We start from the raw sequence: 15,226 nt of genomic DNA, 5'->3' as shown, positions 1-15,226 counted from the left end.
ACATAGAGTCATGACCGTTGCGGTGGTAGACATGTTTAGTGCAGAGGCCGAGATGGCCTTTGTGGAGACACTAAGGCTTACGGGTTTTGCCGTGCTGCGGAATCCGCCGCTCGATGCACAGCGCTTGCTGCGCATGGCGGACGACTGGCGGGATTTTTTTCTTGGCGAGGAAAAGTGGCAGTACCTGGCCGAGGAAACTCCCTCAGGCAACACCAGTGGCTTTATCCCCCCTGAGGTGTCTGAGACTGCAGTAGGGCATGACCGTAAGGACCTTAAAGAGTTTTTTCATATCGTGCCCGAGACGGTTTTGCCGGCCCGGCTGGCAGATGATGCCGAGGCACATTTGGGTGAGGCCCTTGCGCTGGGTACCTTACTTCTGGGCTGGTTGGATATACATTGCGGTAGCGCCTTGCCAGGGGACTTAAGAGGTAAGTTAGCCGAGAGCCTTTCGCCCAACGACAGCCTGCTCAGAATTTTGCATTACCCCCCACTCAAGGGTGATGAACCGCCGGGCGCGGTTCGGGCGGCGGCTCACGAAGACATCAATCTGATTACTCTATTACCCGTGTCCTCAGAGCCGGGACTACAGGTTATGGGCCGGGATGGGCTATGGATGGATGTCCCCGGTCGCCCCGGCGATGTCATCGTCAACTCTGGCGATATGCTGCAGGAGGCAACATCGCGACAGCTGCCCTCAACTTCGCACCGGGTGATTAATCCGCCCGATGCCGACAGCAATATGTCGCGTATTTCGATGCCGTATTTTTTGGCGCCGGACCTTGATGTACAACTTTCAGAACATCACAGCGCCGGAACCTATCTCCGGGAGCGCCTTGACTTACTTGCCCGCTAGCGCGAGCGTTTCAAGATATAGAGTTTTTACTGCGGCCGCGTCGACACTCGTGCAAACGCGAACATCGGGACGACCCTGCCAGGCATCGCTGGCGTAGCGCTCCGGATACAGTCCGAGAATAGTTTGCCCCATGGCGACGCCTTCACTTACCACCCGCGTTGGTCCTACTTCCACCTCATAGTGCTGCGGTGCCAGTAAGTACGCCACGGCGCTGGAGTCATGGATAGGGCAGCGTCGCTCGTCATTGATGCCTTCGTAAAAGTCGAAGTAAAAGCGCGTAATGTCGTAGATGAAGCTTCCCGCATCACCGGCCTGTGTCTGCAGCGTTTCAACAAAGGCTTCATCCATGATCGTCTCTTCGGTGACGTCCAGGCCTACGACGGTCACACTCAGTCCGCTGCCCAGCACCTTATCTGCCGCGGCGGGGTCCCCGGCCATATTTGCCTCTGCAACCGGGGAGACATTGCCCTGATGACCCCGGCGCATAAACACGCCTCCCATGACGATGACCTCCTTGAGTAGCTCAGGGAGTCGTGGGCACAAGACAAGCGCCTTCGCCAGGTTGCTCAAGCGGCCCACGGCGACCACGGTGATCTCGCCGGGATAGGCCTCCGCCAGCTCCACGATCGCCTCGGCAGCCGATTGGAGCTCCGCGCCCTGCAGCGGCTCTGAGAAACTGATGTCCCCTAAACCGTTCTTACCGTGAACAAAGTCGGGATGGCCTTGACCCAGCGCAGGACCGACAGGGCCCGAGGCGCCGCGGAAAACCCGCGCATCGATACCGAAGCGCTCCCGCACATAGCAGGCGTTACGGGTGGTATCGGCGATACTGGCATTGCCCGAGACGGTGGTGATGGCCTCAATGCGCACGCCCTGAGCGTAATGCAGGAACAGCAGTGCCATGGCGTCGTCGATGCCAATGTCAGTGTCAAATATGACGCGTTTCATGGGAGTTTTTGCACCTTTGCCTGCTGCCTGAGCGCTCGCCAGTTGCTGAGCGATGGCCATAGTAACTGCTGCGTAGCCTGTTTACCTCGCCCCAGCGCGGCGTCCAGTTGTAGCCGTGGTGAACGGAGGTCCAGCTGTGCCATGACTGCGGCAAATACTGCCTCTTTGGCCGCAGCCAAAGGAGGGCCCGCCAGACTGAGTCGATCGCTGATAAGCACGCTATTCAAATCCCCGAAAGCCAGCAGCGTGGGCTTTGCCGACGGTTTATAACGGCGAGGCATTTTGGCCTTTGCCAGGCGTTCGATGTTCCCGGCGATACAGCGTCCCATGTCCAGAGCGTGATACGCCTGCTTGCTAATCGGAGTTGCCAGATCAGCGGCATCCCCGGCAATGAACACCTGCGGATAGGTCTCATGTGCGAGGGTTTTATCCACGGGCGCCCAGTGTTGTGGCTCCGCCAGCCCTGACTCAGCAAGTAGCGGAGGAGGCGCCGGACCACCGGTCCAGATCGTCAGGTCTGATCGCAGTCTGCGTCCGCTGGTCAGTTTGACGGTTTTGGGGGTGATGCCTGCCACGGGGTCCGCTGTCAGGCAGGCAACATGCCACGCCTGGCAATATCCCAAGATGAGGTCGCCCACGGATTTTGGGCCTGTTGGCAGCAGAGAATTACGCGCCTCTACCAGCGTAATCTCCAGCGGTTTGTCGCGAAACCGACGAAGGACTTCGCCCAGTGCCTCGATACCTTCGAGCCCGCCACCAATAATCACAATCTTGCCGCCGCTGTGACTCAAGCTCCGTAAGCGCTGATAGATAGCCTGGCATTGGGCAACGGATTTAAAACCGTAGCTGTGTTTGGCAACCCCGGGGACACCGTAATCTGCGTCGGCACTGCCCAGTGCGACGACGAGATAATCCGCCTGAAAGCGTTCTCCCGAATCAAGCTGCAGGCATCTTTGCTCGGGATCAATACCGGTGACCTCGCCACGAACAAAGCGATGACCGGCGGCTCGCAGGTTGGAACGCAGGGAAAGTCGTAACTGGGAAGGCTTTTTGACGCCGGATAGAAGCTCATGGATATTTGGCAAAAACTCAAAGTTGGCTTTGCGGTCAATCAAGGTCACGGCAAAGCACCTGGAGTCCAGATTATTGGCGCAGGCAAGTCCTGCAAAACCGCCGCCGACAATGACGACTCTTGGCTTCTTCATTCGTCTTCTCGTCTAACGCTGGCGTTGAGGCTGCCGTCGCCTAGGCTCATAACGCTGACGACCATGGGCTGACAGCACACCTGGCAGTCCTCAATGTAGTCCGCATCGCTGTCTCCAACATCAAGAAGAATAGAAAGAGGCTCGCCGCAGTAGGGGCAGTAGACCTGGGTTTCCTGCAGTTCCATAGAACTAGCTCTCGAGGCGAATTGTGCAGCGCTCATTTTCCAGGAAAGCGCGGGTTTCATCGTTCACAACAAAATGGCTCTTGTACTCATCCATGCGCTCGGTCATGTAGCTACGCAGGCGTCTGCGTCTCAGTGCGCTGGCAAAGCGACGAATGTCTTCGACGCTCTCCAGGATGAGAGGCGGCACTACCGTTTTTTTGCCTTCCTGGCTTTTGGCCACCATGGTGAAATACGAGGTGTTCGTGTGTTTAACCGTAGCTGTCTGCACGTTTTCCGCGACCACCCGGATGCCCACGACGATGGAGCTTGATCCTACATAGTTTACGGACGCCATCAGAGACACAAGATCTCCCACTTCCACGGGCGCCAAGAAGTGCACGTTATCTACGGATACCGTGACGCAGTAGTTCCCTGCGTGCTTGCTGGCGCAAACATAGGCAACCTTATCCATGAGCGACAGCAAGGTGCCACCATGGATCTTGCCGCCAAAGTTGGCATAGGCGGGGATCATCAGCTCTGTGAGGGTGGTTTGGGAGTAGCTGACCGTATGTCCCTCATCCTCCTGTGTGCCAGTCATGCTATTCCTCCTCCTCGGATTTAGCGGAAGCCCGGGTATCAAACCCCTCCCTGGCGATTTCGGCGATATCCGCAAAACGCTCGTTGGGTACCAGCGCTGTTAACGAATAGTGTGCGATCTTCCATCCGCTATTCACTTTGAGCAGCACCCCGGTCCCTCTAAACCGGCCCCAGCGCTTGGAAACCATAATCTCATCGAACCAGGCACTTGCGCCCCCGGGACCCATGGTGATGAAGCGCTCCTCGGAGACATAGGTCCATCCCGTGCCCTCAGAAAATCGCTCGGTCACATAATCACTGAACGCCGGGAGGGGCCAGCGCTCCCAGTCGTCGGTACCCATGAATACGCCATCCGCCGTGAAATAGCCCAGGTAGCGGTCACGGTCAGCGTCCGCGGCCGCCTGATGGAAGTCATCAAGGAGCGTGTTTATGGCGTTTTGGGCGCTATCGTCAGCCGCGCTGGGTAAAGCGAATGCCGCCAGAAAAAGCCACTGTGCGAAGAGAGCGGTTGGAGTTAGGAAGCGAATTTGCATAGGAGAATCCTGTTTTGGGGCTTGTACGATGTGAGCTACCTCGCCAACATAGGCCTTATCCCGGATTAGGAAAACCCTTTATGAAGTCTGCATTAGCTTTTGCGGCGCTGCGTCGTGTACTTTCTTATTCAGCTGTCAGCGTAGTGACCTTTGCGCTCACCGTGTTTTTTGCCCAGGCGAGCATTGCCGATACCACGTGGCTGAAAGACGATTACGACCCGGCAATACCCACGCTCAGTACCGTATTAGGTTACCAATCAGGCGAGCGAATCACCTGGTCCCACGATGTTCGCCGCTATTTTGATGCCCTGGCCATGGCGGCGCCAAAGCGCGTTCGGATTGTTGAATACGGTCGTAGCTGGGAAGGTCGGCAGTTATTCTACGTGGTGATTTCTTCCCCGGAAAATATCGCTAATAGTGCGGCTACCCGTGAGGGCATGCATGCACTGAGAGATCCCCGCAGTACCTCCAGCGCACAAGCAGAGAGTTTGATCAAAGATCTGGCACCGGTTACCTGGCTTGCCTACGGCGTGCACGGAAATGAAATTTCCTCTACGGATGCGGCCATGATGACGGCCTACCACCTGCTTGCATCGCGGCAGGATGCGCGAGTGGATGAGATTCTCGAAAACACCACCGTGATTCTCAACCCCATGCAGAACCCGGATGGGCGTGACCGTTTTATTCACCGCTTTGAGAGCGCTTTGGGTTTAGAGCCCAGCAGTGATCGTTTGTCTGCGGAGCACAACGAGCCCTGGCCGAGTGGGCGTACCAACCACTACCTGTTTGACTTGAACCGGGACTGGTTTATTCGCAGTCAGCCGGAAACCCGAGGGCACGCTGACGCAGTGCTGGAGTGGTTGCCCGTCGCTTTTGTCGATTTACATGAGATGGGGTCGGATTCGACCTATTACTTTGCGCCCGAGGCGGTGCCATACAACCCGCATCTCGCCGCTGATCAGAGCGCGAGTCTGGAGCTGTTTGGACGCACCAACGCGCGATGGTTCGATGAGTTTGGCATTGATTACTTCACCCGGGAGGTCTACGACGCTTTTTACCCCGGCTATGGCGCAAGCTGGCCCGCCTATTTTGGCAGCATCGCCATGACCTACGAGCAGGCGTCTGCGCGAGGTCTGCTTGTGCGTCAATATGACGGTGAGGAGCTGCCCTACGCGGACACCGTGCGTAATCACTTTCTCACCTCTCTGGGCACGCTGGAAACCGTAGCGATGAATCGCGAAAAGTTCCTCCGGGACTTTTACAACTACCAGCAGACAGCGGTAAGCGAAGGCGGTAAGGGTGATGTGCAGGCCTATATTGTGCCGGCACAGAATGACCAGAACGCTGTGGATCGATTGGGCGCGCTGCTGGCATCTCAGGGCGTCGAAGTGGGAAGAGCTACCGAAAGCTTTCGGGCATGCGGCGCGGACTTTTCCGAGGATTCCCTGGTGATAAACCTCGATCAGCCCGCAAAGCGATTTTTGCGCACCCTGATGGACAAAGAGACACCCATGGATCCTGAGTTTGTTGCAGAGCAGGTGCGACTCAACGACAAGAATCTTCCTGACGGGATGTATGACATCACCGCCTGGTCGCTGCCCATGCTTCTCAATGTTGAGTCCGTAAGCTGTGCCCAGCGCGTTTCTGTAAATGTCGAAAGCATCGAACCGGGTATCGTAGCGATGCCCGATCTGCCTGCTAAAGCCTCGGTCTCTTATCTTGTGCCCTGGGGCGAACGCAGCGCAGTACAGCTTTTGAGCCGTGCACTGCGCGACGGTCTGGCGGTAAAGAGCAGCGACAAGCCCTTCGTTAACGGCGGCACGACCTATCCCGGCGGCACACTGATCATCGACGTGGCTGATAATCCCGAGAACTTGCACGAGCAACTGCTCAGCTATGTACAAGAAACCAAGGCCCGCGTATTCGCAGCGAACGATAGCTGGGTAAGCGATGGCCCAAGTTTTGGCAGCCGCAAGGTCGTGCGTATGAATGCACCGCGGATTGCTCTGGCCTGGGACGAGCCCGTAAGCCAGTACTCGGCGGGTAATTTCCGCTTTGTGGTGGAGCGACAGTTTGGCTACCCGGTAACCGCTATACGCGTTGAGCAGTTGCGTAAGGCGGATTTGTCCCGGTATCAGGTACTGGTGTTGCCCGACAGCTCTGATGGCTATGCGGACGCGCTGGGCAAAGCCGGCGTCGAGCGTCTTCGGGACTGGGTGGATCGCGGCGGCGTATTGATCAGCTTAGCCCGGGCGACGCGGCTATTGGCCGACCCGGATGCAGATCTCTTAGCGACCCGTCGTGAATATCGACTGGAGTTTCTTTCTGAGGATGAAGACGACGAGGCGGATTCTGAGCTTAAGCGTGTGCCCGGCACCGCACTGGATGAGCAAGCCTTTGAGGTAGCCACAGAATCCCGGGAAGCGAATCCTGACGGTATCGGAGGCGCTCAACTGCGGGCTACGGTGGACGAGGATCACTGGCTGGCGGCGGGAGTTGCTCCCCAATTGCACGTGCTGGCTAGAAATTCCGATGTTTATACGCCGCTACGCTTGAACGACGGCGTTAACATTGCCAGCTTCGCCAGTGCAGATAGCGTACTGGCCAGTGGCCATCTCTGGGATCGCAACCGCAGGCAACTGGCCTACAAGCCTTTCGTTATGGCCCACAAGCTCGGCAAAGGCCAGGTTATCGCGTTTACGCAGGACCCCACGGTGCGAGCTTATCAGGAGGGACTCAATGTAATTCTGGCCAATGCAATTTTCCGGGGCGCCGCGCATGCGAGGCCGCTGCGTTAGCGCGGCCTATGTTCGCTGGCTGCAATGTACCGTCCGTCCTGCGCGACTATGACAAGCTCTGGGCTTTAGGTAAGTAGCACAGCGATTAGATTTAACGATGATTATTGAGGTCATGTTGGTATAAGGTTCTCTGGTTAGGATAATAACGAGAGGACTGACATGAGATACGGTCACCGGGCGCGTCGCCTGCCACTTTTCGCGCTTCTTGCGGGGCTGCTGTGTTGTGCCAGCTCGGTGAGCGCCGCCGATCGTCCCAACATCCTGGTGATCTGGGGTGATGACATCGGTATTTGGAACCTCAGCCGCTACAGCATGGGGCAGATGGGTTACCACACTCCGAATATCGATCGTATCGCCAATGAAGGCATGGTCTTCACGGATTATTACGGCGAGCAGAGCTGCACCGCCGGGCGTTCGGCGTTTATCACTGGCCAGCATCCCGTGCGCACGGGCCTCACCAAAGTGGGTACACCGGGCGCAGATATCGGTATCCAGCCTGAAGACCCCACCTTGGCCGAATTATTGAAGCCCCTTGGGTACACCAGCGGACAGTTCGGCAAGAATCACCTTGGGGACAAGGATGAATTCCTCCCGACCAATCATGGCTTTGATGAATTTTTTGGCAATTTGTATCACCTGAATGCTGAAGAGAATCCCGAAGACCCGGATTGGCCAAAAGATCCCATGTTCAATCAGCTGTTCAGTCCACGCGGTGTCATTCGATCATCTGCTGATGGACAAATAGAAGACTCTGGGCCGTTGACCAAAAAGCGCATGGAAACCGTGGATGAGGAGTTCCTGGGCGAGGCTCTCAAGTTTATCGACAAGGCCCACGGTGAAGACAAGCCGTTCTTCGTGTGGTTTAACTCAACGCGTATGCATTACTACACCCACGTCAAAGACGAACAGCTTGGCGCATCGGGGCAGGGCTTTTACAACGATGCCATGATTGAGCATGATGGACACGTGGGCCAGCTCTTAGCCAAGCTCGATGAGCTGGGTATCACCGACAACACCATCGTTGTCTACTCGACGGACAACGGGCCCCACTACAACCAATGGCCTGACGCTGGCATCACGCCTTTTCGTGGCGAGAAAAATACTAACTGGGAAGGGGGCTATCGCGTGCCGGCCATGGTGCGCTGGCCCGACAAGATCGCTCCAAATCAGATCAGCAACAAGGTGATGTCGCATTTGGATTGGGTGCCCACGCTCATGGCCGCAGCGGGTGAGCAGGGGATAGCGGACAAGTTAAAGCAAGGACATCGCGCCGCGGGCAAGAATTTTAAGGTGCACCTGGACGGTTACGACTTTTTGCCGTACCTCACGGGAGAGGTCCCGGAGACTCCCAGGCGAGAATTCTTCTACTTTAGCGACGACGGGGTCTTGGTCTCCGCGCGAATCGGCGATTGGAAAACCGTGTTCGCCGAGCAGCGCTCCCAGCGTTTTGATGTATGGCGCGATCCTTTCGTGACGCTGCGGATTCCAAAGGTGTTTCATTTACGTCGTGACCCCTTTGAGCGCGCGGACACGGACTCGAACAGCTATAACGTCTGGTGGGATCACAAGGTGGCCCCAGTAGCAGGCATGGCACGCGTGGCGGTGACCCGGTTTGTGCAGTCGCTGCAGGCATTCCCGCCACGGCAGCGCCCGGGCACCTTCACGGTGGATCAGGTTATGGAATCTCTCTACCGGCCTAAGCCAGAGTAAGCGATAACTTTTGGCGGCGAACACAATGCAGCCGCTCTACAGACTTAACATCGCAGCCTTAGCGCTGCCTCTGTGCCTGCTGTTTGTGGTTCTCGTGCCGGTCTCTGGCGCGGCACAGGAGCTGTCCTGGCCCCAGGAGATCTCCGGAGATGAGGGTACCCTGATTATCTATCAACCTCAGCCCGAAGCTCTGGATGGCGACAATCTTAGTGCGCGGGCGGCGATCTCCCTTGAGCTAGCGGGCGCAGAAGCCCCGATTTTTGGCGCGATGTGGTTTGAGTCTCGTATAGCGACGGATCTGGATACGGGCACGGTTCGCGTTCTCGACATCAAGGTCACCAAGGCCACTTGGCCTGAGTCCAAGGACGCGGGAGAGCAGCGCCTCATGCAGTTTGTGGAGGGAGCGTTCCCGGAGTATGGCTTAACCCTGAGTTATGAGCGGCTTTCTGCTTCTTTGGAGACCGCAGACATTGAGCGTAAGAGCCTTGAGCTGCTGAAGAGCGACCCGCCGATCATTCTGTTTTCTGACGAGCTTGCGGTACTGCTCATGTATGACGGGGAGCCTCGCTTTGAAGCTGTAGAAGACTCTCCCTATGAGCGCGCATTGAACACGCCGTTTCTCGTCGCCAGGGATAAATCCGGCAGTGTTTACCTGAGCGATGGAAGTCACTGGTACACCGCGCAAGACCCGATGGGACCGTGGGCAGTGGCCAATAGTCCGCCCGCTGATTTGGCAAAGGCGGTGAGCGAAAGTGGCGGCATGGACGCAGTGGCGCCAACTGATCGAACACCCGCCATCGTCGCCGCGACGGAGCCTACGGAACTGGTAGTTACCGATGGCAAGCCCGACTGGCAGTCCCTGACCGGGGGAGAGATCCTCTATGTGAAGAACACCGAGACCCCCTGGCTGCGCAATCTGCCCACGGGCAATATGTATATCTTGCTGTCGGGGCGCTGGTACCGTTCCAAATCTGCTGAGGGCCCCTGGACCTTTGTGCCGGCCAATGAGCTGCCACCGGCCTTTGCAGATATTCCGCCGGATTCTGACATTGGAGGACTCCGCAGTTCCGTCGCAGGCACCGACGAAGCGGAACAGGCGATGCTTGACGCCGCGATACCCCAGACTGCAGCCATTGTTCGTGCGGATGCCAGTCTCACGGTCGAATACGATGGCAGTCCAAAGTTCGAGAAGATTGACGGTACTTCTGTTGCCTACGCAGTGAATACGGGCGCACAGGTTTTACGCATTGATGATCGTTATTACGCGGTTGACGATGGTGTCTGGTTTTCCGCGGCAACGCCAACGGGCCCCTGGGCGGTTGCGGATACCGTGCCTGAGAGTGAAATAGCCAAGATTCCCCCCAGTTCTCCGGTCTACAACGTGACCCATGTGCACGTTTATCAATCCACACCGGAAGTGGTTTATGTAGGCTATACCCCGGGATACATGTGGTCGTTTCCCTATTACGGCGTTCCCGTTTACGGCACAGGATGGTATTACCCGCCGTACTGGGGTCGCTATTACTACCCACGGCCCCCAACCTGGGGTCTGCATGTGGGCTATAACCCCTGGACTGGCTGGAACTTTGGAATGAGCTGGAGCAACGGCTTTATGACCATCGGTATGAGCTGGGGCGGCGGCTGGGGCGGAGCCTATCGACCCTGGGGCTGCTGTGGCGGCTGGTACGGTGGGGGCTATAGAGGTCCCACGGTTATTAACACTGGCGATATTAATATTGGTAACAACATCAACATTGGTAATCGCACAGAGATCAGCAATCGTATCGGCGATAACAACTTATCTTTGGGGGATCGTGGCGGGAACAAAAATCTGTATCAGCGTCCCGAGAACAGAGATCGTCTGGCCAACAAGAGTCAGCGGGATCAACTCAAGCAAGCGCGGCCGGCAACGGAGCGTGCCAATAATGTCTTTGCGGACCGCGACGGCAACGTCGCACGCCGCACTGATAACGGCTGGGAGAGTCGCGATAAAGGTCAGTGGAATCGCGAGAGCGCGGGCAATGCCTCGAGTAACAAAGCGAGTAATCTGGGCAATCGAACTAGCACCTTGCCGTCAACCTCACGAGATCTGTCGGCGCAGCGAGATCGCAGTAGCAGCAGTTTTAATCGTCAGCAGATGGATCGCGCGCATCGCGCCCGCAATATGGGCGGGTCCAGAGAGCGGGCACGCCGCGGTAGACGGCGCTAGGGCGCTGTATTTGGGTCGATGTTGGGTGCGTAGCCAGCCTCATCGACCCTTAAAAAGATGGCAAATCTGTTAATCCTCTGGGTGGGTCTTGGCGTATACACACCGTCAATCACCTCGAGCATGTCCCGTGCTTTACTGTCAGACTTTCCGATCCAACAGTTTTTTAGCGAATTCGCCGCACCGTCGGGGGTCCTCCATCGCCCTGAATTCTGCGATTTCCACAGGGGCACTGCGCCATGCGTAGTTCTCACGGCTTTGACCGGGAAGCACTTCTTCGCAGGCTGACCCTGACCATCGTCATCGCCGGTCTGGCTGTGATGTTGATTCAGATTTTGTAGTTCAGCGCTCTCTCCGGCGGGCTGCAGCTGCGTCTCTGCCGGATCAGTCGCCTCGTTGACCGTGCGAAGAAACCCAGGACTTCCCTTGGATTGAACCTCAGCTGTCCTATACTCAGGCTATGAAGAGCTTATTGGCACTCACGCTACTTTTGTCCCCGGCACTGTTTGCGCAAACGGTCTACAAAACTGTGGAAGATGGCGTCACCACCTACAGTGACAGCCCCCCGGACAGCGGCCCTGCGGAAGTACTGACTATCGAGGTGGCCCCTCCGGCAGACGATGGTGTGCTTGAGGAGCGTTTAGCAGAGATGCGCGACACCACGGATCGTATGGCGGATGATCGTCGCGAGCGGGAAAAGCATCGTGCGGAGCTGCGAGAAACTCAGCAAACAGCGGCAACACAGCCGGCGGTATCCCAGCCGGCGACAGGTTCTATGACCACCAGCTGGCAGGGCTCGTACTGGCCAGGCTACGGGAGACCGGTTCGACCGCGACCTCCCTTCCGCCCCATTAAACCCGGGCTGCCGCAGCAGCCGCTGCCTCAAAATGTACCCGGGTGGTCTGTTATGCAGCCCGGTAACTCCCAGCTTATGCGCCCCGTGGTGTCCTCACGGCGCTAGGCTATTCGCTCAGGGCGCATACCAGATGGGAGAGCTATAGGCCCTTTCCTGCGTGATAAGTGGAACCCCCTTCGGTGCTTTAACGCCATAGCGAACGGCGTCGTAGGCGGTCCAGCGTGGTGTCGGAATTTCCAGCACCCGCAGGTAGTAAAAAGCGGCTTCTGATTTATCAAAATCCGGGTCTTTCCAAACCGTTGATAGCTCAGCTGCACCGATGCTGTTGCTCCAGCTGGGCCCATCGAGATCAACGGTATTACCGACACCGGGTAGCCGGCCCTGTTTATCAGGGGTGCGGTTATCAGACCATGCAACGTTGTAAATCTTCTCTTTAGCTTCGCCATCGGCGCTTACCCAGCCCTTAACTACTTGAACGCGGTCAAGGTTTGCGCCCATGGGGTCGCGAAGCGCAGAAATGAGAAAACGCGGTGATGCACCTTTTGCCGTCGGCAATTCGCTCCCCATGGGAACGCCGCCTGCATAACCCTTCGTCGCTAAATCAGGCGCATGGGCGTCGCTTTCTTTAAATTCCCAGCCGCCGAAAAATCGCAGGGCGATTCGTGGCCCCGTGGTCGCATAGGTCTCGCGCCGTTCCATTGCGTCAAAGATCGCATGTCGGCTGTTCTCATCCGCCCAGACAGCGGTTACGCCGGCGGCGTTATACCCTGCTCCGCTAGCGCCCACGATACCTAAGTCAGGGTTGGTTTTTCCGGGATGGGTGGTCCGTTCTGGGTTTGGCTCCGTGATCTTAAATTTCGAGAAGAAGTTCTCCTCGTCGGGAGTCGATAAACCTGTGTGGGTATCCGTTCCTCCCTCAAAGCCAAACTGGTAGGGGTTTACCCCTAGGAGCTGCTGTAGTTGGAGGCCCCGCAGAAGACCCGATCGTGCGTACTCTCCCGGTAACATCGCCTCGGTTTTCTTTTCCGACACATCAAGGTTGCCGAAGTCCCAGGTTTCAAAGTCCGCGAACTCGTCGTCGGGTGAGAGTAATGGATGGGCTTCTCCATCACCCTTGAATTGCGTAACTTCATAGATACGCTCCCAGGTCATTCGGCTTTTCGCGTAGGCCGCATCCAGCTCCTTGCCATCCTCAAAGTCATCTCGCAGAGGAAACATCATGCCGTTCGACAGATTGCCGTTGTGGGGAATGGCGGTAACGTCGCCCCCGGTCTCGTCTTCGTAGGCGGCCATCCAGGCCCACAGGTCTTTGGGATCCTGGCTGCCCACGGGCGGCATCGAGGTGAAGGGCACAACCTTCAGCGCTTTGTCAGCGTTATCTCTAAAGATCACGTTGCGGTGAAGATTGTTGCCTTTTACCAGCGAGGTCCATTCATAGGCGATAAACGTGGTGAAATGCCCCGGATCGTTAAACTCTTCCGCGGCAGCGACCAGGCGCTCCCATACATGCCGGTAAGCGGGCACACCGGGTTCGTATCGGAGCGCTGGTGGAGTCTCGCCTTGGGAGAACTGCGCGATGAGGCGAACCATGGCATCCGCGGCCTGCCGCCCACCCGCGTTAAAGTCCTCGTGGTAAGCGCGCCCCGACGGATCCTCGATGACGTTTGCTGTGCCTTCCAGTAAATCGCTGATGAGACCCATGCCGTCTGAGTGATCGGTAATCATAAAGAAGTCATAGGGGCGGTGAAGTCTTACCGGTTGACCCGTGTTTGAGTGGACTTCTTCACCGCGGGCGAAGCGGTAGGCGTCTTCGGGCATAAGCCGCGTTCCTGATCCCCCTGCGTCTGCCGACAAACCGGTATGCACATGGGTATCCCCAAAATACACCTGTCTTTGCGGGCTGGTGTTTATGTAGGGTGAATAGGGCTCGGCGGTTTCCGCAGCGCTTGAGGTCGGCGCCGTACCGGCCATAGCCACGTTGCACAGCAGCAGGGCGAGCAATTGTCGTGGTGCCAGTCGCGTTGTATTGCTCATCGTGTTTCTCCGCGTGAACGGGCTTGCTACGCCGTCTTTATTATTGTGAGAGGGCTTAGAGCCCAATCTCTTTACTATACAAACGCAGCGACGCGTTCGATGGTCCAGAAGGCCGCTACGCTGCCAATAGCGTAACTCACCAGTCGTTTGACCATTGTTGCTGGCACGAGGGCTACGCGGCTGAGCAATGCCCCCAGAATGACCACCCCTGCGACGAATAACAATTGCCCTGCTTCCACGCCGACATTGAACATGAGTAACGCAACAGGGATAGCGGTTTCGGGCAGGCCAACTTCTTGCAATGCGCCGGCAAAGCCCAGTCCGTGGAGAAGACCAAAGCCAAAAGCAACGAGCCAAGGCGAGCGCGCAGTGAGAGAAGCGCGACCCTGCTGCTCGTGAATCACCTCGGCCGCAACAAAAACGATGGAGAGAGCGATGACCGCTTCCACTGGCGGCCCGGGCAGACTTATCCAGCCCAGGGTCGCACAAACAAGCGTGATCGAATGTGCCACGGTAAACGCGGTAATGGTTAGCAGGAGGCGGCGAAGGTTACCCACCAGTAACAGGAGGGCGAGGACAAAGAGTAAGTGATCAATGCCACCGAGTATGTGTTCGACGCCAAGGACAAAGTAGGCAACGGCGACTTCTCCGGGCCCTGGCGATGCGGTGACAGTAAACACCGGTTCTGCGGGCTGCAGGCGCCCCAGTTGCGTGGTTCCGTCGAGGCGCTCAATGCGCACAATCACATCCGTGGCCCCACCCAGAATGCCTTCGATGGTGACTTGTTGGTCAATGAGACTCCCTGCGGCGAGGATCTCGTATCGCTCTTCCCAGGCATTGTTAATGATGGCAGTGCGGGCTTCGCCGACGCGCTCCGTGTTTGCGGGATACACGACTCGGGCCGCAAGGCGACGGTTGTCGGGCAGCGCCGGCACACGCCACAGCACACTGTAGCGCTGAGCGTCGAGTTGAGAGAGTTCCAGATAGGCGGGCCGAAATATATCGGCGCTGACGGCTTGGCAGACAAGCATCAGTATTAGCGCTAAAAATTTGACTGATATACGCGTCATGACGCCTGGCAAACATCAAAGATGGCCGCCGAGTTTACCGGCTCGGAGCGTTGCCGTCAGCCGAAGGGGCTTACTCGCCGCCTAAGAAGACTCCACTGTCTCTCTTTGTTAGTCTTAGCGGCCGATTTTGAAGAAGAGACACTTCGGCATGAAGCGGATTTTGAGCACACTGTTGGGTCTGTGCATCGCAGGCTCGGTTTTTGGCGCAGCACAAGACGCAGCGTCCACTCCTTACAAAGGCCTTGAATGGCG

General features: G+C 57.2%; 12 protein-coding genes. 5 read left to right on the top strand and 7 right to left on the bottom strand.

The features are described 5' to 3' along the window. Positions 1-10: 10 nt before the first annotated feature. Positions 11-853 carry a 2OG-Fe(II) oxygenase family protein gene (locus tag ACTG39_RS10185; protein WP_439107443.1) on the top strand — a complete coding sequence of 281 codons (843 nt, stop codon included), beginning with the start codon at positions 11-13 and terminating at the stop codon, positions 851-853. Here ACTG39_RS10185 and ACTG39_RS10180 read toward each other — a convergent pair. The 5 genes from ACTG39_RS10180 to ACTG39_RS10160 are packed head-to-tail and all read right to left on the bottom strand — an operon-like array spanning position 839 to position 4,300. Continuing rightward, complete coding sequence (locus ACTG39_RS10180; protein WP_439107442.1) at positions 839-1,801, bottom strand: nucleoside hydrolase; 963 nt, start codon at positions 1,799-1,801, stop codon at positions 839-841. The two genes, ACTG39_RS10185 and ACTG39_RS10180, sit on opposite strands and share 15 nt — an antisense overlap. Beyond that, positions 1,798-3,006, bottom strand: coding sequence for an NAD(P)/FAD-dependent oxidoreductase (locus tag ACTG39_RS10175; RefSeq protein ID WP_439107441.1), 1,209 nt, complete (start codon positions 3,004-3,006; stop codon positions 1,798-1,800). Before ACTG39_RS10175 ends, ACTG39_RS10180 begins: the two co-directional genes overlap by 4 nt. Then, positions 3,003-3,191, bottom strand: coding sequence for a CPXCG motif-containing cysteine-rich protein (locus ACTG39_RS10170; protein WP_439107440.1), 189 nt, complete (start codon positions 3,189-3,191; stop codon positions 3,003-3,005). The genes ACTG39_RS10175 and ACTG39_RS10170 overlap by 4 nt, the downstream gene beginning before the upstream one ends. A 4-nt stretch (positions 3,192-3,195) precedes the next feature. Beyond that, a complete protein-coding gene (locus tag ACTG39_RS10165) occupies positions 3,196-3,768 on the bottom strand; it encodes an acyl-CoA thioesterase (RefSeq protein WP_439107439.1) in 573 nt (190 codons plus the stop codon). Position 3,769: 1 nt separating this feature from the next. Further along, on the bottom strand, positions 3,770-4,300 hold the full coding sequence (locus ACTG39_RS10160; RefSeq protein WP_439107438.1) for a nuclear transport factor 2 family protein: 531 nt from the start codon (positions 4,298-4,300) through the stop codon (positions 3,770-3,772). Between the two features lie 80 nt (positions 4,301-4,380). Between ACTG39_RS10160 and ACTG39_RS10155 the strand changes: the two genes are divergently transcribed. The 4 genes from ACTG39_RS10155 (at position 4,381) to ACTG39_RS10140 (ending at position 11,975) form a co-directional block, all read left to right on the top strand. Beyond that, positions 4,381-7,098, top strand: coding sequence for a M14 family metallopeptidase (locus ACTG39_RS10155; RefSeq protein WP_439107437.1), 2,718 nt, complete (start codon positions 4,381-4,383; stop codon positions 7,096-7,098). Between the two features lie 159 nt (positions 7,099-7,257). Further along, on the top strand, positions 7,258-8,808 hold the full coding sequence (locus ACTG39_RS10150; protein WP_439107436.1) for an arylsulfatase: 1,551 nt from the start codon (positions 7,258-7,260) through the stop codon (positions 8,806-8,808). Between the two features lie 25 nt (positions 8,809-8,833). After that, complete coding sequence (locus ACTG39_RS10145) at positions 8,834-11,017, top strand: carbohydrate-binding family V/XII (RefSeq protein WP_439107435.1); 2,184 nt, start codon at positions 8,834-8,836, stop codon at positions 11,015-11,017. Positions 11,018-11,486: 469 nt separating this feature from the next. Beyond that, a complete protein-coding gene (locus ACTG39_RS10140; protein ID WP_439107434.1) occupies positions 11,487-11,975 on the top strand; it encodes a DUF4124 domain-containing protein in 489 nt (162 codons plus the stop codon). A gap of 9 nt (positions 11,976-11,984) precedes the next feature. Here the strand turns inward: ACTG39_RS10140 and ACTG39_RS10135 are convergent, their stop codons facing one another. Together ACTG39_RS10135 and ACTG39_RS10130 are read right to left on the bottom strand one after the other, a co-directional pair. Further along, on the bottom strand, positions 11,985-13,904 hold the full coding sequence (locus ACTG39_RS10135) for a DUF3604 domain-containing protein (RefSeq protein ID WP_439107433.1): 1,920 nt from the start codon (positions 13,902-13,904) through the stop codon (positions 11,985-11,987). A gap of 74 nt (positions 13,905-13,978) precedes the next feature. Then, positions 13,979-14,974 (bottom strand): HupE/UreJ family protein, encoded by a 996-nt coding sequence (locus ACTG39_RS10130; protein WP_439107432.1) that lies wholly within the window; start codon positions 14,972-14,974, stop codon positions 13,979-13,981. Between the last annotated feature and the right edge of the window lie 252 nt (positions 14,975-15,226).

Source organism: Congregibacter sp. (assembly GCF_965662665.1).
In the GTDB taxonomy this organism is placed as follows: Bacteria; Pseudomonadota; Gammaproteobacteria; order Pseudomonadales; family Halieaceae; genus Congregibacter.
Note: the sequence above shows the minus strand (reverse complement) of the source record. Positions and strands in the feature narration are given on the sequence as shown.